Annotated in this window: 19 protein-coding genes; 10 read left to right on the forward strand and 9 right to left on the reverse strand. The window is 67.4% G+C overall.

Annotated elements, in window-relative coordinates; genetic code table 11:
• Window positions 1-111: 111 nt before the first annotated feature.
• From ACFC4D_RS40100 to ACFC4D_RS40115, 4 genes are all read right to left on the reverse strand, one after another.
• Window positions 112-2,310, reverse strand: coding sequence for a transglycosylase domain-containing protein (locus tag ACFC4D_RS40100; protein WP_376071380.1), 2,199 nt, complete (start codon window positions 2,308-2,310; stop codon window positions 112-114).
• An 86-nt stretch (window positions 2,311-2,396) separates the two neighbouring features.
• Entirely contained in the window at window positions 2,397-3,296 is a 900-nt protein-coding gene (locus tag ACFC4D_RS40105; RefSeq protein WP_375961231.1) for a carbohydrate ABC transporter permease, read from the reverse strand.
• Window positions 3,296-4,270: a sugar ABC transporter permease gene (locus ACFC4D_RS40110; protein WP_364637916.1), complete on the reverse strand. Its 975-nt coding sequence runs from the start codon at window positions 4,268-4,270 to the stop codon at window positions 3,296-3,298. Before ACFC4D_RS40110 ends, ACFC4D_RS40105 begins: the two co-directional genes overlap by 1 nt.
• 92 nt (window positions 4,271-4,362) lie before the next feature.
• Window positions 4,363-5,664 carry an ABC transporter substrate-binding protein gene (locus ACFC4D_RS40115; protein ID WP_364636534.1) on the reverse strand — a complete coding sequence of 434 codons (1,302 nt, stop codon included), beginning with the start codon at window positions 5,662-5,664 and terminating at the stop codon, window positions 4,363-4,365.
• Between the two features lie 170 nt (window positions 5,665-5,834).
• Between ACFC4D_RS40115 and ACFC4D_RS40120 the strand changes: the two genes are divergently transcribed.
• The 4 genes from ACFC4D_RS40120 to ACFC4D_RS40135 all read left to right on the forward strand — a co-directional run bounded on the left by ACFC4D_RS40120 (window position 5,835) and on the right by ACFC4D_RS40135 (window position 8,984).
• Window positions 5,835-6,665, forward strand: a complete 831-nt coding sequence (locus ACFC4D_RS40120; RefSeq protein WP_364636532.1) for a DUF2786 domain-containing protein — start codon at window positions 5,835-5,837, stop codon at window positions 6,663-6,665.
• 8 nt (window positions 6,666-6,673) lie between these two features.
• The gene (locus ACFC4D_RS40125) at window positions 6,674-7,180 is read left to right on the forward strand and encodes a TIGR04338 family metallohydrolase (protein WP_376071384.1); all 507 of its coding nucleotides are present in this window, start codon (window positions 6,674-6,676) and stop codon (window positions 7,178-7,180) included.
• A gap of 96 nt (window positions 7,181-7,276) precedes the next feature.
• Window positions 7,277-8,512, forward strand: coding sequence for a DUF6745 domain-containing protein (locus tag ACFC4D_RS40130; protein ID WP_376071387.1), 1,236 nt, complete (start codon window positions 7,277-7,279; stop codon window positions 8,510-8,512).
• A 25-nt stretch (window positions 8,513-8,537) separates the two neighbouring features.
• On the forward strand, window positions 8,538-8,984 hold the full coding sequence (locus ACFC4D_RS40135; protein WP_375961222.1) for a hypothetical protein: 447 nt from the start codon (window positions 8,538-8,540) through the stop codon (window positions 8,982-8,984).
• Window positions 8,985-9,088: 104 nt separating this feature from the next.
• On the opposite strand, the gene ACFC4D_RS40140 is transcribed toward ACFC4D_RS40135, so the two are convergent.
• Complete coding sequence (locus tag ACFC4D_RS40140; protein ID WP_376071390.1) at window positions 9,089-10,084, reverse strand: o-succinylbenzoate synthase; 996 nt, start codon at window positions 10,082-10,084, stop codon at window positions 9,089-9,091.
• 1,043 nt (window positions 10,085-11,127) lie between these two features.
• Between ACFC4D_RS40140 and ACFC4D_RS40145 the strand changes: the two genes are divergently transcribed.
• Entirely contained in the window at window positions 11,128-11,574 is a 447-nt protein-coding gene (locus ACFC4D_RS40145; RefSeq protein WP_375961217.1) for a hypothetical protein, read from the forward strand.
• A 22-nt stretch (window positions 11,575-11,596) separates the two neighbouring features.
• Window positions 11,597-11,932, forward strand: coding sequence for a hypothetical protein (locus tag ACFC4D_RS40150; RefSeq protein ID WP_376071392.1), 336 nt, complete (start codon window positions 11,597-11,599; stop codon window positions 11,930-11,932).
• Between the two features lie 10 nt (window positions 11,933-11,942).
• Here the strand turns inward: ACFC4D_RS40150 and ACFC4D_RS40155 are convergent, their stop codons facing one another.
• Entirely contained in the window at window positions 11,943-13,112 is a 1,170-nt protein-coding gene (locus ACFC4D_RS40155) for a thiolase family protein (RefSeq protein ID WP_376071395.1), read from the reverse strand.
• A gap of 96 nt (window positions 13,113-13,208) precedes the next feature.
• Here ACFC4D_RS40155 and ACFC4D_RS40160 point away from each other — a divergent pair, with 96 nt between their 5' ends.
• Window positions 13,209-13,697 (forward strand): winged helix-turn-helix transcriptional regulator, encoded by a 489-nt coding sequence (locus tag ACFC4D_RS40160; RefSeq protein WP_376071397.1) that lies wholly within the window; start codon window positions 13,209-13,211, stop codon window positions 13,695-13,697.
• 31 nt (window positions 13,698-13,728) lie between these two features.
• On the opposite strand, the gene ACFC4D_RS40165 is transcribed toward ACFC4D_RS40160, so the two are convergent.
• Both ACFC4D_RS40165 and ACFC4D_RS40170 read right to left on the reverse strand, forming a co-directional pair.
• Complete coding sequence (locus tag ACFC4D_RS40165) at window positions 13,729-14,799, reverse strand: sn-glycerol-3-phosphate ABC transporter ATP-binding protein UgpC (RefSeq protein ID WP_364636516.1); 1,071 nt, start codon at window positions 14,797-14,799, stop codon at window positions 13,729-13,731.
• Window positions 14,800-14,923: 124 nt separating this feature from the next.
• Entirely contained in the window at window positions 14,924-16,981 is a 2,058-nt protein-coding gene (locus ACFC4D_RS40170; protein ID WP_376071400.1) for a heavy metal translocating P-type ATPase, read from the reverse strand.
• A 147-nt stretch (window positions 16,982-17,128) separates the two neighbouring features.
• Here ACFC4D_RS40170 and ACFC4D_RS40175 point away from each other — a divergent pair, with 147 nt between their 5' ends.
• The 3 genes from ACFC4D_RS40175 (at window position 17,129) to ACFC4D_RS40185 (ending at window position 20,537) form a co-directional block, all read left to right on the forward strand.
• Window positions 17,129-17,902, forward strand: coding sequence for an LLM class F420-dependent oxidoreductase (locus tag ACFC4D_RS40175; RefSeq protein ID WP_375961203.1), 774 nt, complete (start codon window positions 17,129-17,131; stop codon window positions 17,900-17,902).
• Window positions 17,903-18,042: 140 nt separating this feature from the next.
• Complete coding sequence (locus ACFC4D_RS40180; protein ID WP_376071403.1) at window positions 18,043-19,815, forward strand: ABC transporter substrate-binding protein/permease; 1,773 nt, start codon at window positions 18,043-18,045, stop codon at window positions 19,813-19,815.
• A complete protein-coding gene (locus tag ACFC4D_RS40185) occupies window positions 19,812-20,537 on the forward strand; it encodes an amino acid ABC transporter ATP-binding protein (RefSeq protein WP_375961198.1) in 726 nt (241 codons plus the stop codon). The genes ACFC4D_RS40180 and ACFC4D_RS40185 overlap by 4 nt, the downstream gene beginning before the upstream one ends.
• On the opposite strand, the gene ACFC4D_RS40190 is transcribed toward ACFC4D_RS40185, so the two are convergent.
• Window positions 20,534-21,262: a glycoside hydrolase family 25 protein gene (locus ACFC4D_RS40190; protein WP_375961196.1), complete on the reverse strand. Its 729-nt coding sequence runs from the start codon at window positions 21,260-21,262 to the stop codon at window positions 20,534-20,536. The two genes, ACFC4D_RS40185 and ACFC4D_RS40190, sit on opposite strands and share 4 nt — an antisense overlap.
• Window positions 21,263-21,320: the final 58 nt, after the last annotated feature.

A 21,320-nucleotide genomic window follows, 5' to 3' on the forward strand; every position in this document is an offset into this window, starting at 1 on the left:
CTCCCAACCCGCATCCTGCCACCGATGTCCGGAGTCGATGGCACCGGTGGCCGTTTCCACAATATCCGTGGCCGGGGGCGGATGGGTCCGGTAGTCGGGATTCATGATCAACTAGCCCGGAACCGGGATGCTGAGGCCGGGAAATATCTCCACCTGGCGTGGCTCCGGCGCGGGCGGAATGATCACCACCGGTTCCTGCTGCGGGCCCGGACTCGGATTGAGAATGTCGTAATTGCCATTGCCGGGCGGCGCGCCGGGCAGGTCGGCCGGATTCGGGAACTGCTCCACCGGTGAGCCGTCCAACGCGCCGTCCATGGTCTGCTTCCAGATATCGGACGGCAGTCCGGAACCGTAGATGGCGGCGCCGCGCGCGGTCCGAATCGGTTGCGACTGTTCGGTTCCCACCCAGACCGCGGTGCACAGCGACGGGGTGAACCCGACCATCCAGGCATCCTTGTTCTGCCCGGTGTCGCCGAGCTGGGTGGTGCCGGTCTTGGCCGCGGACGGCCGCCCGGCGAGATTGTGATTGTTCGAGTACGCCGCGATGGGCAGCATGGCCTGGCTGACGGTATCGGCCACCGTGGTCTGGATGCGCTGTTCGCCCTTCTGCGGATCGGGGCCGCGATCCAGCAGCACCCGGCCGTCCCCGGTCACCACCTTCTGCACGAAATACGGTGCGCGATAGGCGCCCGAGGCGGCGATGGTCGCGTACGCCGAGGCCATATCGATCGGCCGCACCGAATACGCGCCGAGCACGATGGACGGCAGCGGCTGTCCGCCGTCCTCGGTCAGCGTCTTGCCCGCGACGCCCGGGATCTGATCGGGGATACCGGCCTGATGTGCCGCGTTCGCAATGGCTTTCGGCCCTTCGAACAGCGTCTGGGTGAGCCGGTAGAAGCTGGTGTTGAGTGAGCGTTTGAACGCCTCGCCGAGCGAGCAGGTGCCGCAGGATTCACCGCCGACGTTCTGGATCTTCTCGCCGTTGACGGTGAGCGGTGCGCTGTCGAGCTTGTAGGACAGCGAGATTCCCTGCTGGAGTGCGGCCAATACCGCGAAAGTCTTGAAGGCGGAACCGGTTTGCAGCGGGGCCTGTGCGAAGTCGAAGCCGATGCCGTCCGGTCCGCCGTAGTAGGCGCGCACCGCACCCGAGCGCGGATCGATCGAGACCACCGCGCTGCGTAACTCGCCGGGCTGTCCGCCCATGGTGTTTCCGACCGCTCCGAGCGCGGCCTGTTGCGCCCGCGCGTCGATGGTCGTGAAGATCTGCAGCGCACCGGTATTGAGCTCCTGCTCGCTGATCCCGGAGGCGCGCAGTTCGCGCAGCACCTGCGCGCGGATCAGCCCTTCGGGCCCGCGCGGGATATTGTCGCCGACCTCGGTGGCGGGCACGATCTCCGGGAATTGCACGGCGGCCCGGTCGGTGCGGCTGAGCACTCCCATATCGACCATGCCGTCCAGCACGTATGCCCAGCGCGCCCGCAGCTGCGGCAGATGGGTTTCCGGATCCAGGATGGACGGGGTGCGCACCACCGATGCCAGCACCGCGCTCTCACCGAGGTTCAGTTCCGGAACCGGTTTGCCGAAATAGGCTTTGGCGGCCGCGGAGATGCCGTACGCGCCGCGACCGTAGTAAATGGTGTTGAGGTAGGCCGCGAGAATATCGTCCTTGCTCCACTGCCTGGACATCTTGGCGGCGATGATGAGCTCGCGCATTTTCCGGCTCAGGGTGCGTTCGGAGGTCAGGAAGGCGTTCTTCACATATTGCTGGGTGATGGTGGAGCCGCCGCCCGCATCGTCCTTACCGGTCAGATTGTCGCGGGCCGCGCGCAGGAACGCCGTGGTCGAGAATCCGGGATTGGTATAGAAATTGCGGTCCTCGGCCGAGAGTATCGCCAGTCGCATCGGCTGCGGCACATCGCTGAGCGGTACCGGGGTCCGATTGCCCTCGGGCGGAATGACCTTCGCGATGACGGTATTGCCGTCCGAGGTCAGGATGGTGGCGATCTGATTGGTCTGCACCGCCGACGGATCCGGGATCTCGGCGCTCCAGTAGGCGAGGCCGAGCAGCATGGCGGGCAGCACCAGGAAGATGACGACCAGCGCGGCGAGCACCCGGCGGATGCGCTGCCCGCGGGTGCGCGGTGGGCGCGTGGCCGATTCGGGCCTGCTCGGCGGTTTCGCGCGCCGACGCGGTTTGCTGTGCGACGGTTGCCGCTGCAGCGGCACGGTCGGGAGCTCGTTCCACCCTGCCATGGTGGCGTACGGGGCCGGTTCGTTTCGGCGCCGTTTGCGGGACGAGCTCACGATCATCTCCTTCCGGAGCGTCGAAAAAGCTTGTGTACGTCAGAGCGCCGCAGGCGCGGCGCGACCCATGCTAATCGACGCTACCGTCAGGATCAGGACTTCACGCCGCCCGCGGTGAGACCGGAAATGATGCGGCGCTGGAAGAGCAACACCATGATCACCAGCGGAATGGTGACGATGGTGCCCGCCGCCATGATGGCGGCATAGGGCTGCACCAGCGGATTATTACCGGAGAAACGCGCCACCGCGACGGTGACCGGTTCGGTCTTATCGCTGGAAAGCAGTCGCGCCAGCAGATATTCGTTCACCGCGGCGATGAAAGCCAGGATGGCCGTGGTGAATACGGCGGGCGCGGCCAGCGGCAGCATGATCAGCCGGAACGCCTGGAAGCGGGACGCGCCGTCGATGCGCGCGGCCTCTTCGAGTTCCCAGGGCAGTTCGGTGAAGAACGAGGCCAGGATGTACACGGTCATGGGCAGCACGAACGAGATGTTCGGGATGATCATGGCCTGGTAGTGCCCGATCCAGCCGAGATCGGTGAACAGCTGGAACAGCGGTGTCACCAGCACCACGACCGGGAACATGGACGCGCTCAGGATGAGCCCGGAGACCACGTACTGACCGCGGAAGGTCAAGCGCGCCAGGGCGTAAGCGGCCATGACACCGAGCACCAGCGCCACCAGGGTGGTCACCGATCCGATGACCACGCTGTTCAGCAGTGCGCGCCCGAAGTCGTTGCCGCGATCGGTGCTGAACGCGTCGCGGAAGTTGTCGAAGGTGACGTGCGTGGGCCACGGGGTGTTGTCGAAGGTGTAGGCCGGATCGCGCAGTGCGGTGACGACCATCCAGTAGAACGGGCCCAGGCCCCACACCAGCACGATCAGCGCGCCGAGGTAGACGCGGCCGGAGGCGAGTCGCTTGGTCCACGGGACCGACTGCGCCACCGGCTTTTTCACGGGGGCGGCGGGCGCTTTACTCATATCGATGCTCATCAGTGCGCCTCCCGCTGTGCTTCCTGGGTGCGAACCGCGTTGGCGCCCAGCACCTTCACCAGCAGGAACGCCACCGCGAAGATGAGGAAGAAGGTGATCACCGACAGCGCCGAGGCGCTGTTGGGACCCTGGCGCACCTGATCGACCACCAGCATCGAGATGGTGCGGGTGTTCGGATTGGACTGGGTCAGGATCGCGGGCAGGTCGTACATGCGCAGCGCGTCCATGGTGCGGAACAGCACCGCCACCAGCAGTGCGGGCTTGAGCAGCGGCAGCGTGATCTGGGTGAAGCGCTGCCAGGCGGACGCGCCGTCGACCTTGGCGGCCTCGTACACATCGGCCGGAATGACCTGCAGCCCGGCCAGAATCAGCAGCGCCATGAACGGGGTGGTCTTCCACACGTCGGCGATGATGACCGCGAAACGCGAGGGCCACTGGTCGGCGGTCCACAGGATGTGGGTGCCGAACACCCGGTTCACCACGCCGTCGTACTGGAACATGAACTCCCACAGGCGCGCCGTGACGGCGGTCGGGATGGCCCACGGAATCAGTACGGCGGCGCGCAGCAGGGCGCGGCCCTTGAACGTCTTGCCCATGATGACGGCCATGCCCAGGCCGATGGTGGCCTCCAGGGTCACGGTCACCACGGTGAAGAACAGCGTGACGCCGATGGCCAGCCAGAACTGCGAGCCGAGATTGCCGGTGGGGCAGTCGACCGTCTCGCCGAGCGAATTGGTGCACTGCTGCAGCAGCCAGTGCGTGTAATTGTCGAATCCGGCGCTGCCGCCCTTGGTGAACATGCCGGTGGACTTGTCCAGTCCGGCGTCCTTCTGGAAGGACATGTACACCGCGCGGACCACCGGATACCCGACCACGACGGCCAGGGCGAGCAACACGGGCGTGACGAACAGCCACGGTTTGGCCGATCCGCCCGGGGCGAATCGGCGTTTACCTTGCGGCGGTGCGGGTTTCACGGGCTTGCCAGGCAGGTCGGGCGTCGCGACATCGGTCGCTCCCGAAGGACGTGACACCGTTTATCTTCTCCTACGGGGACGGACTCGTCGTACTACGAACCGGCGGTCTCGATGCCCTTCTGCATTCCGACAATGGCGTCGTCGACGGACTTCGTACCGGTCAGCGCAGCATATGCGTTGTCCTGGATGGCCTTCGACACCGCCGGGTAGAACGGGGTGACCGGACGCGGCACGGCGGAGGCGATGGAATCCTTCAGCGCGGGCAGGTACGGCATCTTGGCGATCAGCGCCGGATCGTCGTAGACCGAGGCGCGCACGGACGGCAGCGCGCCCTGGGCGATGATGTGCTGGGCGTCCTCGCTGATCAGGTAGCGCAGGAAGTCCAGCGCGGTGGCCTTGTTCTTGGAGAACGTGGAGATGGCCGCGTTGTAGCCACCGAGGGTGGAGGCGCCGATGCCGTCCTTGCCGGGCAGCGGGGCGACACCGAACTTGTCCTTGACCGCGGAGGCGTCCGAGCCCGCGTCACCGAAGGACGACGGCCAGCCGCGCATGAACATGAGCTTGCCGGTGACGAACGCGTTCTGCGATTCCGGCTCCTTGAAGGAAATGCCTTCCTTCGGGATATCGCCGTTCTTGTACGAGTCCACCAGCACCTGGAGGCCGGCCTTGGCCTGCGGGGTGTTCACGGTGGGGGTCTTGCCGTCCGGGCCGACGAAGCTGCCGCCGAAGGCGTTGATGACCTCGGCGGTGTTCACGGTCAGGCCCTCGTAGGGTGCGAACTGCCCGGCGTAGCAGCCGATTCCGGCTTCCTTGGCCTTGGGGCACTGGGCCAGCAGTTCGGTCCAGGTCTTGGGCGGTTCGGGGGACAGGTCCTTGCGGTAGAACAGCAGGCCGCCGTTGGTGTTTCGCGGTGCGGCGTACAGGGTGCCGTTGTAGGTGGCCGAGGCGACCGGCGGCGACAGCAGGGTGGAGGTGTCGATCGCGAAGGAGTCCTTCAGCGGCTGGATCCAGCCCTGCGCGGCGAATTCGGCGGTCCACGGCACATCGAGCGCGACCACGTCGTAGTCCGAGGACTTGGCCTGCAGGTGCTGCTTCAGATCGTCGTACTGCTGGGAGGCGTCGTTGGATTGCTCCTTGAACGTCACCTTCTCATCCGGGTGCGCGGTGTTCCACCGGTCGATGAGCTGTTTGACCGCACCGGTTTCGGTGGTGTCCTTGCCCTCGACATAGGTGATCGGGCCGCGCCCGGTCAGGTTCTGCGAGGCGGCGTTGCTCCCCGAGTCGCTCGAGCAACCCGCGGCGAATGTCGCGGTCAACAGCGCGGCCGAGGTGACAGCCACCGCGGCGCGCGGGACGAGCGACGATCGTAGGGACGACACCTTCTTCAAAACCATCGCGGATACTCCAGGGTCGAGACGTGAGCGGCAGCACACTCAGCCGGTTGCACAAGGGAAGATACATGGTGGATCTTCCCCGTGCCCGGACTACCTCGGTCTTCGCACCCCCGCCCGGTAGCTCCCCGCACCGAGTCATCGGATCATCCGCCCAGCTAGGCTGGGTGCCGATGTCTTCTCAGGACAAGTTACTCACACGTATCGGCGGGCTGCTGCGCCAGGCTGAGTCGACCGATAACGAGCATGAGGCCGAGGCGTTCCTGGCGGCCGCACAGAAGCTCGCCACCCGGTCCTCGGTGGATCTGACCGTCGCGCGGGCGCATATCGCGAGCCGGGAGCGGCGGCCGACGCCGATTCAGCGGGTGATCCCGATCGGTGAGCCGGGCAAGAAGGGGTTGCGCACCTACGTGCAGCTGTTCGTGGCGATCGCCGCGGCCAATGATGTGCGCTGCGATGTGGCGCGGTCCTCGACGACGGTCTACGCGTACGGGTTCGACTCCGATATCGACACCTGCGAGGCGCTGTACGGCAGCCTGCTGGTGCAGATGGTGCGGGCGTCGGATCAGTACATCAAATCCGGGGCGTACAAGAGCGCGACCACCGAGAAGATCGTCGCCGAAACCCGCTGGGGCCGAACGATCCAGAAGCGCGTGCAGGCTCCGGTCGCGGCGGTGACCGCGCGCCTGAATTTCCAGATGGCCTTCGCGGCGCGCATCGGCCGCCGCCTGGCCGAGGTCAAAACCGAGGTGGAGGCCGAGGCGGTGCGGACCGAAACCCTCTCCACCGGAACGGCTCTCGCGCTGCGCAATAAGGAGCTGGAGCTCACGGACTTCTACTCCAGCACCTCCGAGGCGCGCGGAACCTGGCGCGGGCCGCAGGCGTCGGCGGGCTACTCGGCCGCGGCCCGGCGCGCCGGTGACCGCGCCGGTCGGGCCGCGCGTCTGGGCACCGCGCCCGAATTGGGTGCGGGCCGTGGGCAATTACCGCGCGGTGAGGGCTGACCTCCGCCGTGCGTGACTCGCAGCGGTCACAGGTGTACGACGCGGAAATGCTGGTGCGCGGTGCTTTCGAGCGTGCCGACGAGTTCGGGGTGCGCACCGTGGAAGTGCTCGGCTCGCAGGTGACATTGCCGGTGGAACGAAAGTTCGCGTCGGTGGAGTCCGTGCAGACCTACGTGGATCGGGTACTCGCGCTGAATTGGGTTGCCGCCCAGTGGAAACGGGCCGATGTGCCGGTCACGGTGCGGGCGCGGTCCGGAGCGCGGGCCGCGCACTACGAGGCCGACGACGCGGTACTCGCGGTACCCCTGCATGTGCACGGAAAAGCCTGGGCGCTGCGGGAATTGGTGATTCTGCACGAACTCGCGCACCACCTGGACGCCGATCACGCCCTGACCGCGCCGCACGGACCGGAATTCTGCGGCCGCTATATCGAGCTCGTCGACGGCGTCGTCGGACCGGAAGCCGCACTGTTGCTGCGCACCACCATGTATTCCTGTGGCGTGCGCGTACTTTGAGCGCGCGGCCGGATCGCGCTTGCGGCGACGCGAATTCGATGCCATGATCGGATTCATGATCTCCTTCTATGGAAAGGCGGCCACCGCCTTCGAGCGGTGACCGCGGTCGCCACCCCGCGCAGGCCCAGAGCCCGTGGGGTTTCCCTGGTAGAACCCGTCGAATTCGCGTGCCGATTACGCGATGAATGGCTGCGGACCGGTCTGTCCGCCGCACCCGCCGATCGGGATATCGCACAGCGTGCCGTCACCGAGCTGTATGCGCTGGTCGGCGCACCGCCACCGGAATTCGTCTGGGTGCCCTCGCCCGTGGCGGCGGTGGAAATACTGCGCGATGATCCGGACCGGCCACCGGGCGGAATCGGAATTCCACCCTCCGGTCAGCCATTTCGGAGCTGGCCGCTATTGCAGCGTCTGCTCGGAAACAAATCCGCCATGCGGCGGCGATTGATCGAACGCACCGAACCCGAGCGGGAATGGTGGTTGCGCGGCCGGTCATTGCCCGCACACGAATGGTCCGCGATGTCGCCGCGAGAATTGCTGGCGGCGGGTATCTCCGCGCCTCGGATTCTGGATAATCTGGTGCATTTGCCATTGCAGGAATCACTGCGGGACAGTATGTATCGGCCGATGCGCGCCGAATTGCTCGGTCCGGACGGGCGGCGCACCGATATCGCCGGATATGAGCAGTACGACACCTGGACCGTGGCCTTTCACGACCTGAATCGGGTCGCCGGATTGGCGCGGTACCGCGATGACGACGCGCACCAGCTCGATCAGTGGGTGGCGCTGGCCCGGCATGCGGGCTGGTGGTGGCCCGGTCCGAAGCGCTGTGTGCTGTCCGAGCGTCCGGTCGCGGTGCATGCCGAACCGCAGGCGGTCGCCTGGTTCGGTGAGACGCGGCTGCACAATTCCAGCGGGCCCGCGGTCGAATTCGCCGATGGCGCAGGGGTGTTCGCACTGCACGGCACCTTCGTGCCGGACTGGGTGTTCAACGATCTGACGGTGGAACGCGTGCTGGCGGTGCGCAATATCGAGGTGCGGCGGGCCGCCATCGAACGGCTGGGCTGGGACGAATTCATCGATCGGGCCGGGCTCACCCTGCTGTCCACGGCTCCCGATCCCGGCAATCCGGGCGCGGAACTGCGGCTCTACGACAATTGGCGCGATCGCACCCGAGTGCTGCTGGTGGTCAACGGTTCTCGGGAACGTGACGGCACCCGCCGCCGCTACGGCCTCAACGTTCCCGTCACCATCGACAATCCCGTGGCCGCCGCCGGGTGGTCCTACGGCCTGAGCGGTGCGCAGTACGCGCAGCTCCTCCGCCGCACCTGAAACTTCCTACACCAGAGGTGATCTCATGACCATTACCCTTGCCGAACTGACCTCCCGCACCGGTGTCGACGTCCTCGACCATCTGGAAACCCAGGTCGCGGTCCCGGCCGTGGCGGGTCTGCAAGCCCAGGGCGACCTGCTCGTCATCCCCATCGAGCTGGTCACCAATGTCCGCGTCCCCGACAATCGCTGGACCGAGGTCCCGCTCGCGGGCATCGAAATCGTCCGCGGCGCGGCGGGAGCCAACCCGCACGTCCTCGTCGCCGATCCCGGCGTCTGCCGCTGGACCACCCGAGTCGCGGATCCGGAGGGCCTGGCACTGGGCTGCCTCGACACCCGCGCCACCGCCTACCTACTGCACCCCGAACACGGCGGCAGCGGTATCGCCCCCGGCCGCTACCTCATCCGCCGCCAGCGCGAACGCACCCTGACCACCTCCGGCAGCATGCGCAACGCCCTGATCGCCGACTGAGCACAGCGCCGCAACGCGTTCGGCCACAGCGGTATCCGTGCACGCCGGGGCGACCGGCCGCGTGGACCGAAAGATTGCCCGAACCCGCCGAGCTGGGCCGCTCGCTATGGCAGGAGCGCCGCTACCCGCTCGAGGCGCTGCCGCCACCACCGTTCCCGTTCCGGGTCCGGGTGGCGGTAGCGCTCCACGAGCTCCGGATCCGGCGTCGGCGGGGAGGCCGGGACGGTGAGATATCCGTCCACGGGGCGCAGTGATTCGCTCACCAGATCGCCGGTGAACAGTGAAAGCGTGTCCAGCCCGCACGCGAATTCGAGCTCGGGAAGGGTTGCGGCCAAACGTATCTGGGCGGCGAGTCCCACGCTGCTCTCCAGCGCCGACGAGACGATGGCGGGCAGTCCCGCAGCCTCGGCTACCTGGAGTGCGCGCCGCACCCCGCCCAGCGGCGTGCACTTGAGCACCGCGACATCCGCGGCCCCCGCCACCGCGACGCGCATGGGATCCTCTGCGCGCCTGATGGATTCGTCGGCCGCGATCCGCACATTCACCCTGCGCCGCACCTGCGCCAATTCCTCGATCGTGCGGCAGGGCTGTTCGACGTACTCCAAACCGCCCGCCGCCTTGTCGATCAATGCGATCCGCTCGACAGCGGTCTCCACATCCCAGACCGCATTGGCGTCGATCCGCACCGCACCATCCGGCCCGAGTGCCTCCCGGGTGGCCGCCACCCGATCCAGGTCCTCGGCAAGCGAATCCGGATGATCGGCCACCTTCACCTTCGCGGTCCGGCATCCGGACCCCGCCACGATCTCGCGCGCGCGTTCCGGCCCCACCGCGGGCACGATGCAGTTCACCGGTACCCGGTCCCGCACCGGCTCCGGCCATCCGGCGGTCGCCTGTTCGACGGCGGTTGCCAGCCAGGCGGCCGCCTCCCGATCGTCATATTCGGCGAATGCGCAGAACTCACCCCACCCCAGCGGCCCGGGAATCAACATCCCTTCGCGCACGGTGATCCCGCGAAACCGGGTCCGCATCGGAATGGCGTAGACGATCGCGGCGTCGAAATCCGGAGCCCCGGCCGACTGGAAGGCGTGGTCGTTCATCACCGCCGAGCCTACCCAGCCGCACCGTCGGCCGATTCGAGACCGCGCCCGACAGGCCGGGTCGCGGCAGCCGACCGCGCTCCGGTGCGAAAGTCCCTGCTTCCCAGAGGAGATGGGCGCACACTGGTGCGGAAGTGCGGCGGGAATGACGCGAACCCGGCCCGATGTTGTCGGTCTGGACCCGCGTCGCGATAACAAAGTGGCGGCCGGGTCGCGACGCGGCGACAATGCCGGAAGTAATCGATCGACCGGGGGAGCCCATCAGCATGTACCCACCCAATGAACCGCGTCGGACCGGCCCGGACGGCGCCCCGCCGAATTCCGGCCCCGTCCCCGGCGACCCGGGCCAGACGCGGCGACAGGGTGGACCCGGCGACCCGCAGGGCGATCCGAACCAATCCCGAGGCTCGGGCGGCCAGGGCTACCCACCCGGCCAGGTTCCACCGCCGGGTCCCGGCGGTCCGCCGCCGCACGGCCCGGCTGGGGCTGGGCCGCAGCGCAACCCGGGCGGACCCGGCCGACCGCCGGGACCGGGCGGCTTCGGCGGCCCGGGTGGACGCGGCGGCGCACCGGGAGCCGGTGGTCCGGGCTCGGGCGGGCCTGGCGGCCCAGGTTCCGGTGGACCGGGAAGTTCCGGGCCGGGCGGGCCCGGTCAAGGTCGCGGGTCGGAAGATCCGGGTGCGCAACGCAACACCGGCGGGTCCGGACGGCCTCCGGGTCCGGTTCGGGGCCCGGGGGATCCGGCGTCGCAGCGGAATCCGGGCCGGGGCCCGGGTCCGGGAGGCTCGGGTGGGCCGTACGGGACGGGGCAGCATGCGCCGTGGGGTCCGGAAGGTCCGCTGTCACAGCCGGTTCCGGGTCCGGGGCACGGTGCACCGCAGGGATCCGGGCAGCCGTGGGGTCCGGAAGGTCCGGCGTCGCAACCTGTTCCCGGTCCGGGTTTCGGTCCCGGCGGTGGGAATCCGCCGTATGGATCGGGTCCGGGCGATCAGGGGCAGGGCGAGCCGGGGCAGCCGTACGCGCCCGCCGACGGCGAGGAAACCGTGCGCCAAACCCTGTCCAAGGGTGAGAAGGCCGGTGCTCGCCGCTCGAAATCGGCTGCCGCCGAAACGAATACTCCGGGTCCGAGGCCGCCCGTCAGCCGCAAGGACGCCGCTTTGGCCGCGGTGCTGTTCGCGGTCGATATCGCGATCGTGTCGCTGTTCTCCTATGACCTGTTCGGAAAAGCCTTCGGCCTGATCCGCAACCGCTGTACGGCCAAGAAGGATCTCTCGGTGCAGTGCACCGCGATTCGCCCCGGAGCCTCGGCCCTGTGGGGCCTGCTGATCGGTGGCGGCGGTATGTCCCTCGCCCTGGTCGCCGCGCTGGTGCTGGCGGCGGTGGCCGCCATGACCGGCCGCCGCGCCTGGTGGTGGACCCTGGCCGCGCTACCGATCATCGCGATCTGCGGCGGTATCGGCCACGTCCTGGTCGGCAACGCCGTCGGCTGACGAATCGCGGCATGCTGGAGGTATGGCGGAGTGGTGGCGGCCGCCGGTTCGGCCGGTGGATCTTGTTGCCGCCGTGGTGATTTATCTCGCGGCGGTGGTTGCGGGGTGGGTGCTGGCGGCGTTCGTGCCGGATTATCGGGTGCTGGTCGGTGCGAGCGGTGAGCACCGGTATCTGCCGTTCGCCTATTTCGTGGGGTGGTTCGGGATTGTGGTGACGCTCATGGTGATTCCGCTGTGGGTGCAGCGAGCGGTGCGATTGGGGCAGCGGGCGTGGCCTACCGCGCTGGTGGCCTTCCCGCTGCTCATCGAATCGTGGGTGCTGGGTTTGCTCACCGCGATTGTCGCGGTGTCCCTGTGACCTCGGAGATTCAGAGGCGTTCGTAGATGGTGGCGTTGGCCAGGCCGCCCGCCTCGCACATGGTTTGCAGGCCGTAGCGGGCGCCGCGGTCGTGCATGGCGTGCACGAGGGTGGTGGCGATTCGGGAGCCCGATGCGCCGAGGGGGTGGCCGATGGCTATCGCGCCGCCGTTGACGTTGACCTTGGACAGGTCCGCGCCGGTGTCGTGCGCCCAGGCCAGGACCACCGAGGAGAAGGCTTCATTCACCTCGAAGAGGTCGATGTCGGAGAGTTGCAGGCCGCTGCGCTGCAATACCTTTCGGGTCGCGGGGATCACGGCGGTCAGCATGAGCAGCGGATCGTCGCCCGCTACCGCGAAGCTGTGCAGGCGCGCCAGGGGAGTGAGGCCGAGTTGAGCGGCCCGCTCGCTGGTCATGATCAACACCGCCGAGCTGCCGTCGTTGATCTGGCTGGCGTTGGCGGCGGTGATATTCCAGCCGATCTGCGGGAAACGGGCCGCCATCTCCTCGCTGTAGAAGGCGGGGCGCAGGTTGCCGAGGGTTTCCAGGCTGCCGCCGAGGCGGATGCCCTCATCGGCGGTGAGTCCGGCCAGAGGCGCGAGTTGGGCGTCGAACGCGCCGTCTTTGGTTGCGCGAGCGGCTTTCTCGTGGCTGCCGAGCGCGAATTCGTCGAGCTGGGCGCGGGACAGTCCCCACTTGGCGGCGATGAGTTCGGCGCTGATGCCCTGCGGAACCAGGCCCTCGGGATAGCGTTCGGCGAAGCCGACACCCGCGATGTCCTGCGCGCCGATCAGGTTGGCGCCCATGGGCACTCGGCTCATGGATTCGACGCCGCCCGCGACCACGATGTCGTACGCCCCGGCGATGACGCCCTGTGCGGCGAAGTGAATGGCCTGCTGGCTGCTGCCGCACTGCCGGTCGACGGTGGTGGCGGGCACGGATTCGGGATATCCGGCGGCCAGGACCGCGCGGCGGGTGAGGTTGCTGCCCTGTTCGCCGACGGCGGTGACGACGCCGCCGATGACGTCGTCGATGAGTTCGGGATCGATGCCACTGCGCCGGACCACTTCGCGCAGGCTGTGCGCGAACAGGTCGGCCGGATGCTGCCCGTGCAGCGCGCCATTGGCCTTGCCCTTGCCGACCGGCGTACGAACCGCTTCGACGATGACTGCGTCTCTCATGGCTTTTCCTTTTCGGAGGAGCTGGCTTCATTGCCCTAAACCCAGGCTACGAGCTGGCCATAGTTGAGGCAAGTCAGCATGTGTATGATGTACGCCATGTCCGTCGTATTGGAAGGAAAGCTCAGGGACCTGAGCGCGTGGAAGCCCGAAGGGTGCTCCATCGCCAAGGCCCTCGATATCGTCGGCACCCGGTCGGCGATGCTCATCCTGCGCGAGGCCTACTACGGCGTCACCAGGTTCGACGGTTTCGCCACCCGCATCGGCATCACCGACGCGGCCGCCTCCAGCGCGCTGCGCAAACTCACCGATGCCGGACTGCTGGAAAAGCGCCCGTACCAGGAGGAGGGTAAGCGCACCCGGCACGAATACGTGCTCACCCCAATGGGTTCGGATCTACTGCCCGCCGTGCTCGCGCTGTGGCAGTGGGGCGACAAGTACCTCCAGGACGGCACCCCGCCGCTGGAGCGCGTGGAGGACACGACCGGCGAACCGGTGCGCGTCGAGATCCGCTCTGCCTCGGGAAATGAAGTGCCACTGGAGAATCTGCGCGTCCGCGTCAACAAGAACTGGCGCCGCCCCGCGTAATGCGGTGCGACGCCAGTCGTTACGCCGGACGTCAGTTCAGCCGACGTCCGTCTTCGGGACCGAAGAAGTAGATGTGCTCCGCATCGGTGGACAGGCTCAGCCGCGCGCCCTTGGCGGGCGGATTGCGCCAATCCGCGCGCGCCACAATGGTTTCCCCGTCGCCGAGGGTGCGGCCGTAGATGTACGCGTCCGAGCCGAGCTCCTCGACCACATCGACCTCCATGCCGATGCCCTGACCGTCCGCGACCGGTTCCAGATGCTCGGGCCGCACGCCCACAACGATATTCGGCCCGGTGGCCCCGGCGACCGTGCGCGGCAGTTCGAGGCGATGCCCGCCCAGCGTTACCCCGCCGTCCTGAACCGGCAGCGTGAACAGGTTCATGGCGGGCGATCCCATGAATCCGGCCACGAACAGATTCGCCGGATTGCGATACAGATCGCGCGGTGACGCGCACTGCTGCAGTAGCCCGTCCTTGAGCACCGCGACCCGGTCACCCATGGTCATGGCCTCGACCTGATCGTGCGTGACGTACACGGTGGTGGTGCCGAGCCGCCGCTGCAATTGCGCGATCTGGGTGCGGGTCTGCACGCGCAGTTTCGCGTCCAGGTTGGACAGCGGCTCATCCATCAGGAACACCTGCGGCTGCCGCACGATGGCGCGACCCATGGCCACGCGCTGGCGCTGACCGCCGGACAGCGCCTTGGGCTTGCGATCCAGGTACGGCTCGAGGTCCAGCAGTTTGGCGGCCTCCAGCACGCGCTGCTGCCGCTCTTCCTTGGCGACCTTGGCCATCTTGAGCGCGAACCCCATATTCTCGGCGACGCTCATATGCGGGTACAGCGCGTAGTTCTGGAACACCATGGCGATATCGCGTTCCTTGGGCTCGGCGTGCGTGACATCGCGATCCCCGATGAGGATGCGCCCGTCACTCACCTCCTCGAGTCCCGCGAGCATGCGCAGCGAGGTGGACTTACCGCAGCCGGACGGACCGACCAGCACCAGGAATTCGCCATCGGCGATCTCCAGATTCAGTTCGTCGACGGCGGGTGTGGCCGAGCCCGGGTACAACCGGGTGGCCTTGTCGAAAGTGACCGTAGCCATGCGAAACGCATCCCTTCACCGGCAGGAACGTGCCGGACGATCCGTAGTAGAGGGGTTGGACCCGAGCCGGGGGCTCGGGTCCTGGGCACGATATCAGCCGGTGAACGGCCCTGCCGAGCCGTGATCAGGCACCCGGGCGCGACTCGTGTTCGATGCCTTCGTGTTCGGCCCCGCGCTGGAAGCGGAGCAGCCGCAGGGCATTGGCGACCACGAGCAGGGTGGAGCCCTCGTGGATGAAGACCGCCGGGCCGATGGGCAGGCCGATCAGGGTGGCGGGGACCAGGCCCGCGACGATGATCAGGGCTACGGTCAGGTTCTGGCGGATGATGGCGGCGGTGCGGCGGCTCAGCGCGACCGCGAAGGGGAGGCGGCCGATATCGTCGGTCATCAGCGCCACATCGGCGGTTTCCAGGGCGACGGCGGAACCGCTTGCGCCCATGGCGATTCCGACCGAGGCGTTGACCATGGCGGGCGCGTCGTTGACGCCGTCGCCGACCATGGCGGTGCCGCCGTTGGCACTGAGGCGGCCGATCATCTCGACCTTGTCCTCGGGCAGCAGGCCACCGTGCGCGGCGTCCAGGCCGAGCCCGTCGGCGACCGCATCGGCGACGCGCTGATTGTCACCGGAGATGACGATCAGATCGGAAATGCCCAGTGCGCGCAGCTTTTCCATCACCGCGGCCGCTTCGGCGCGCGGGGTGTCCATGACGCCGACCACGCCGAGATACCTGCCACCGCGTCGCACGATCATGGTGGTGCGCCCGGCCGCGTGCAGCCGGTCGACGGTTTCGGCGATGGCGACGGGCACCCCGTCCGGATCGATTTCGGCGAACATGGTGAGGTTGCCGATTTCGGTGGGACTGCCGTCGACCAGTGCGGTCACCCCGCGCCCGGTCACCGAATTCACCTGGGTGGCATCGGTTTCCGTCTCGGCGGGCACCAGCAGTTTCAGGTCGCGGGTGATGGCGCTCGCGAGCGGGTGATCGCTGAACGACTCGACCGCGAACAGGGTGGCGATCAGGTCATCGCGCATTTCCTCCCGCGCGGGTTCGATATCGGTGACCCGGGGCTGTCCCCAGGTGAGCGTCCCGGTCTTGTCGAAGGCCATGGACCGCACCCGGCCGAGCGATTCCAGCGGCCCGCCGCCCTTGGCGAGCACGCCCGCCTGTGCGGCGCGCGCGACTCCGGCCAGCACCGCGCTGGGCGTGGCGATGGCGAGCGCACAGGGGCTGGCGGCGACCAGCACCACCATGGCGCGATAGAAGCTGTCCGCGAACGGTTCGCTGAGAATGACAGCGCCGTAACCGATTACGGCGAGCACGCCGAGGATGACGGCGGGCACGTAGATCACCTGGAACCGGTCGATGAACCGCTGCGTCGGCGACTTCTGGGTGTCGGCGTCGCGCACCATGGCGATCACCCGCGCCAGGGTGCTGTCGGCGGACTTACTGGTGACCATGATCTCCAGCACCCCGGAGCCGTTCAGGGTGCCCGCGAAAACGCGCTGTGATTCATGTAGCGGGGTACGGCTGGTGAGTGCGGCGGCCGGATCGTCCACGGCCCGCTTCTCGACCGGAATGCTCTCGCCGGTGACCGCGGATTCGTCGATGGCGCTCACGCCGGTGACCACGATGCCGTCCGCGCTGAGGCGCGAATTCGGGCGCACCACAACGATATCGCCGATCTCCAGATCCTCGACATCGATCTCGACGACGCTGTCCGGCCCGCGCCGCACCAGCGCGGTGCGGGGCGCGAGTTCGCCCAGCGCCTCGATGGACCGCTTGGCCCGGCTCATGGCGTATTCCTCGAGCGCGTGGCCGAGGCTGAACAGGAACAGCAGTACCGAGCCCTCGGCCCATTTGCCGACCGCCGCCGCGCCGACGGCCGCGATCAGCATGAGGAAGTCGACCTCGAAGCGCCCGCGCCGCACGGTATCGATCGCGGTGCGCACGGTGAAGAAGCCGCCGAGCAGGTAGGTGGCCCCGAACAGCGTGGCCGCGATCCACGGCGGGGTGTCCAGGAGGTAGCGGGCAATCATGCCGCCGGTATAGGTGACGCCGGAGCCGATGGCGAAGGCCATCTCCATGCGTGGTCCGAGCAGGCCGTGCCCGTGATCGCCGTCGCCCGTCGAGTGGCGGTCGGCACCGTTTGCGGTTCGCCGTTCGTTCGCCGTCGCGTTCATACCTGCCACGATAACATCAACACATGCGTATGTCTGCATGTATTTGGCGGGGATATCCCGCCCACGAGCTCGCGCGGCGGCCCGATCGGTACGGCGGTAGCCTCGGGAATCGGTACGAGAATCCAGTTCCACGAGAGGGAGAGCCACGTGAGCCGACCGGTTCGTATCGGAGTTCAGCTGCAACCACAGCACGCCCCCAATTACGGATTGATTCGCGACGCGGTGCGCCGATCCGAGGACGCCGGGGTCGACATCGTCTTCAACTGGGATCACTTCTATCCCCTGTACGGCGATCCCGAGGGTGCGCACTTCGAATGCTGGACGATGCTGGCCGCGGTCGCCGAACAGACCGAACGGGTGGAGTTGGGCGCACTCGTCACCGGCGGCGGGTACCGCAATCCCGAACTGCTCGCCGATATGGCGCGCACCGTCGACCACATCAGTGACGGGCGGCTCATCCTCGGTATCGGCGCGGGCTGGTTCCAGAAGGACTATGACCAGTACGGCTACGAATTCGGCACGGCCGGAAGCCGTTTGGCGCTGCTCAAGGAGAATATGGCGCGGCTGACCGACCGCCTGGCCAAATTGAATCCGCAGCCGGTGCGCGATATCCCGATCCTCATCGGTGGCGGCGGTGAGAAGAAGACGCTGCGCCTGGTCGCCCAGTACGCCGATATCTGGCACAGCTTCGCCGATCTCGACGTGCTGACGCGCAAGTCCGGCATCCTCGCCGAGCACTGCGCCGAGGTCGGCACCGAGGTGGCGAACATCGAGAAGTCGGTGGATTGGCCGGGCGCGGACAAGGCTCCCGATTTCGTGGCGCAGGGCGCGACCCTGTTCACCGTCGGCGTCGGCGGCCCGGACTACGACCTGAGCACCGTCGAACAGGCCATCGCCTGGCGCGACAGCCTCTCGGCCTGACCCGCCGCCGACGGGCGGTCCTGGACTCTCGTTGATGGCAAGTCTGGTTTTACCGGCCACCCCCACTAGGGTGGTTTGTCATGGTTTGCTTGCGTACGACCAGGTCCGGGCGGTCCGGCCGCCGACCTCGCATGCTGTCGATGGCGGGGGTGTTGCTGGTCACCCTGGGTGCGGTCACCCTCGGTGCCGGATCGTCGGCCGCCGCACCCTCCGGCGGGGATCTGTGTTCCCCGCCGGGCGTGGCCGCGGCCAGCGCGGCACCCACCAATCTGGCGTCGGGGCAGCAGTCCCCGAACTCGGATAAATACACGACCGCGACCACCGAACCGCTGGATCGCATCGATATCACCAAGCTGGGCCTGCTCACCCCGGGCAAGCTGAGCGTCGGCACGCTGTCCGACGCCCCGCCGAGCATCTGCCTCAATTCCAAGGGCACGTTCACCGGTTTCGACAATGAGCTGCTGCGCGCGGCCGCCGCCAAGATCGGCCTGCAGGTGGAGTTCACCGGCACCGACTTCGCGGGTCTGCTCGCACAGGTGGCCAATGGCCGTTTCGATGCCGCGTCGTCGAGCATCACCACCACCGACGCCCGCCGCAAGCTGGTCGGCTTCACCAACGGCTACGATTTCGGCTACTTCTCCCTGGTCGCCCCGAACGGCGGTGCCATCAAGGGCTTTTCGGACCTGAACAAGGGCACCCGCATCGGCGTGGTGCAGGGCACCGTGCAGGACGAGTACGTGGTGAACGAACTGCACCTGGATCCGGTGAAGTTCCCCGACTACAACACCGCGTACGCGAATCTCAAGACCGGGCAGATCGATGCCTGGGTGGCCCCGTCACAGCAGGCCATCGGCATTATCAAGCCGGGTGACGCGGCCTCGATCGTGCAGAACACCTTCAGCCTCAACAACTTCACCGGCTGGGCGGTGCGCAAGGATAATCAGCCGCTCACCGATGCGCTCAATGCCGGATTGGACGCGGTGATCGCCGACGGCACCTACGCCAAGCTGTACGAGGACTGGGTGCCGCGCGAGATTCCGCCGGGCTGGAAGCCGGGCTCCAAAGCCGTTGCCGCCCCGCAGCTCCCGGATTTCGCCAAGATCGCGGCCGAGCACGCCGGTGACAATGCCGGGCAGACCGCCGCGCAGCCGAAGTCCACGCTCGCGCAGTTGAAGGACACGTTCTTCGACTGGTCGCTGTACCGCAAGGCTTTTCCGGATCTGATCAAGACCGGCCTGCCGAATACCCTGATCCTGGCGCTGGTTTCGGGTGCGCTGGGCACCGTGATCGGCATGCTGCTGGCGGTGGCGGGCATCTCCCGCACCCGCTGGTTGCGCTGGCCCGCACGGGTGTACACCGATATCTTCCGTGGCCTGCCCGCCGTGGTGATCATCCTGATCATCGGCCTCGGCATCGGCCCGGTGGTCAAGAACATCACCGGCAACAATCCGTACTGGCTGGGTGTGGTGGCGCTGGCGCTGCTGTCCTCGGCGTATATCGGTGAGATCTTCCGCTCCGGCATCCAATCGGTGGAGCCGGGTCAGCTGGAAGCGGCCCGCGCCATCGGGTTCGGCTACCGGCAGTCCATGTCCCTGGTGGTGATTCCGCAGGGCGTGCGCCGGGTGCTGCCCGCACTCATGAACCAGTTCATCGCGCTGATCAAGGATTCCTCCCTGATCTACTTCCTGGGACTGCTTGCCACACAACGCGAATTGTTCGCGGTCGGCCGAGACCTCAACGCGCAGACCGGAAATCTGTCGCCGCTGGTGGCGGCGGGCCTGATGTACCTGGTGCTGACGGTGCCGCTGACCCATCTGGTGAATTACATCGACGGCCGCCTGCGCACCGGCCGCGCCGAGAAGACGGTCGAACCGGTCGAACAGGCCGTCATCACGGAAGGGCGTGGAGCATGAGTGCCTCACTCACGGGTACCGGACTGCACGTGACGCTCGGCGGCAACGAGGTGCTGCGCGGGGTGGACGTGCACGTCGACGCGGGCAAGACCACCACCGTCATCGGCCCGTCCGGTTCGGGTAAGTCGACGCTGCTGCGGGTGCTGAACCGGCTGTACGAGCCGACCGAGGGTGACATCCTGCTGGATGGGAAATCCGTGCTGAAGGATGATCCGGATCAGCTGCGCCGCCGCATCGGCATGGTGTTCCAGCACTTCAACCTGTTCCCGCACAAGACCGTCGCGGACAATGTGGCACTCGGCCCGCAGAAGCTGCACGGACTGTCCAAGGAGCAGGCGCGCACCCTCGCGCTGGAGCAGCTGGAGACCGTCGGGCTGGCGGGCAAGGCCGATTCCCGGCCCGCGAATCTGTCCGGCGGACAGCAGCAGCGCGTCGCCATCGCCCGGGCGCTGGCGATGAAACCCCAGGTCATGTTCTTCGACGAGGCGACCTCGGCGCTGGACCCGGAACTGGTGAAGGGCGTGCTCGCGCTCATGGCCGATCTGGCCAAGGGCGGTATGTCCATGATCGTGGTGACGCACGAAATGGGTTTCGCGCGTTCGGTATCGGATCAGGTGGTGTTCATGGACCACGGCAGGGTCGTCGAAACCGGAACGCCCGAAGCGCTTTTCGATCAGGCGCAGACCCCGCGACTGCAGCAGTTCCTCTCGCAGGTGCTCTAGCTGCTGCCGAAGCTCGGCATATTCGCGAATCGGCCGAAATCGCCTTGGGCGCCGCTGTATACGTTCAGATCGGTGCCCCCGGCGATACCGGGCACATTGCCGGAATCGGTGTACTGCCAGAAGGTCCAGTTCGGCCAGCCGCCGGGCACCTCGGGGCCGTCGTTACCGCGGTAATCGGCGATCCACAGCGGGTACCTGGTGAATTCATTGCTGTCCGCCATGGCCGTCTGCCAGAAGCGCGGGTACGTGTAGATGATCGGCACGCGACCGGTCAACGCCTGCACCGTATTCAGATATCGGTGCGTCCAGTCGATGAGCGCCGGTGCGGGCAGCCCGCCCGAATCCTCGAGGTCGAGCACCGGCGGCAGATCCAGCGGCCCGTTCTGGCCCAGCACGGTGGCCGCGTACAGCGCGGCCTGCGCCTCGGGCAGCTGGTTCGGGCGCGCGTAATGGTAGGTCCCGCGCGCCACCCCGGCCGCCCGCATGAGCAGGCTGTCCGGCACGAAGTACGGATTCACATAGTTGACGCCCTCGGTGGCCTTGACCATGGCGAAGTGATTGCCGGAGGCGCGCACCTCGAACCAGTTGATCATGCGCCCGTCGAGATGCTGCCAGGACGAGACATCCGGCCCGCCCGCATCGGCCGCCGCGGGGGCGGCCGACATTGCCGTGAGAATGCTGGCCACCGCGAAAGTGGTCAGTGCCAACTTCCTTCGTCGAACCATGCCAGGGGACGCTATGTGGGCTTACGCACCCCACACAGCGACTCGCCCGCACGTTGTC

It is taken from the genome of Nocardia sp. NPDC056000 (genome assembly GCF_042269265.1).
Taxonomy (GTDB): domain Bacteria; phylum Actinomycetota; class Actinomycetes; order Mycobacteriales; family Mycobacteriaceae; genus Nocardia.